Consider the following 1,762-nt stretch of genomic DNA (forward strand, 5'->3'; position numbering starts at 1 on the left):
GGTCCAGGTCGCCGTAGGTGAGGACGACTCCGTCGGCCTCGACCGCCGGCTGGTCGGCAGGCCCGGCCACCAGTTCCTCGACCCCGCCGACCGTCGGCACCGCGAGCGCGGCCCCGGTGTCCCACTCAGCAAGCAGCTGCCGGTCCTGCGGCGTGAGCACGTCGAGCCGGGACAGAGGCAGGTCTGGGGTGCGTCCGATGGCGGCCAGGAGGGCCTGCAGACGCGCGGCCAGCCGCCGGATCGTCGCGGTCTCGAACAGTGCGGTGCTGTATTCGAAGGTGGCGTGCAGCGCGTCGCCGTGTTCGGCGATGGACAGCGTCAGGTCGAACAGGACCGCTGTTTCGGTGACGATGTCGGCGGGCTCGCCGGTGGTGTTCTGGGCCGTGCGGTTGTTGTTGGTGGCGTAGTTGAAGAAGGTTTGGATGAGGGGGGTTTGGGAGCGGTCGCGGGTGGGGGTGAGCTCGTCAACAAGTTGTTCGAAGGGGAGGTCTTGATGGGTGTACGCGTCCAGGGTGGTGGTTCGAGTTTGGCGGAGGAGTTCGGTGAAGGTGGGGTTGTCGTGGAGGCGGGTGCGGATGGCGAGGGTGTTGACGAAGAAGCCGATGAGGTTTTCGGTGTCGTTGTGGTTGCGGTTGGCGATGGGTGTGCCGATGAGGATGTCGGTTTGGCCGGTGTGGCGGTGCAGGAGGGTGGCGTAGGCGGCGATGAGGGTCATGAACATGGAGGTGCTGTGGTGGCGGGAGAGTTCGCGGAGCTGGGTGGTGGTGGGTTCGGGGATGGTGAACTCGAGCATCGCGCCGTCGGGGGTGCGGATGGCGGGTCGGGGATGGTCGGTGGGCAGTTGGAGGGTGGGTGGGTTGGCGAGTTGGGTGCGCCAGTAGTGGAGTTGGGTGTCGAGGATGTGGCCGGTGAGCCATTGGCGTTGCCAGGTCGCGTAGTCGGCGTACTGGATGGGCAGGGGTGGGAGTGGGGTGCCGTGGTAGAGGGTGGCGAGTTCGGTGCGCAGGATGCGGCCGGACCATTCGTCGCTGACGATGTGGTGCAGGCATAGGGCGAGGACGTGTCGGTTGTCGGTGAGGTGGAGCAGGGTGGCGCGGATGAGTGGTCCGGTGGTGAGGTCGAATGGTTGGCGGGCGTCGTCGAGGAGTGCGGTTTTCGCGGCGGCGATCGGGTCGGGTTGGTCGGTGAGGTCTTTCGTGGGCAGCGGCAGCGGTCCTGGTGGGTCGATGACCTGATAGGGGATGCCGTCGGGGTCGGTGATGATGCGGGTGCGGAGGATTTCGTGGCGTTCGATGATGGTGTGCAGGGCGCGGGCCACGATTGTGGGGTCGACGGGGTCGGGTAGCGGGATCAGGGTCGGCAGGTGGTATTCGGTGGAGTCGGGGTCGAGTTGGTGCAGGAACCACAGCCGTTGCTGGGCGTAGGACAACGGCAGCGGCTTGGTCCGGTCGGCGGGCGTGATCGGCGCGACGACGTTGGTGTTGGTGGTGGTGTCGATGGTGTGGGCGAGGTCTTTGATGGTGGGGTGGTCGAAGAGGGCGGCGAGGGGCAGGTTGATGCCGAGGCGGGCGATGGCTTGGGTGGCGAGCAGTGAGTGGCCGCCGAGGTCGAAGAAGTTGTCGGTGACCCCGACCTGGTCGAGGTGCAGCAGTTCGGCCCAGATGCTGGCGAGGAGCTGTTCGGTGGGGGTGGTTGGGGGCTGGTAGGTGGTGGTGAGGTCGGGCCTTGTGGTGTCGGGGGCGGGCAGGGCGGTGCGGTCGAG

At 67.1% G+C, this 1,762-nt stretch carries 1 protein-coding gene; it reads right to left on the reverse strand.

The features are described from left to right. Window positions 1–1,762 (reverse strand): condensation domain-containing protein (locus tag ABD901_RS58470; RefSeq protein ID WP_345145024.1); only part of this gene is annotated, 1,762 nt, incomplete at both ends.

Origin of the sequence: Dactylosporangium darangshiense, assembly GCF_039537565.1 — a bacterium.
In the GTDB taxonomy this organism is placed as follows: Bacteria; Actinomycetota; Actinomycetes; order Mycobacteriales; family Micromonosporaceae; genus Dactylosporangium; species Dactylosporangium darangshiense.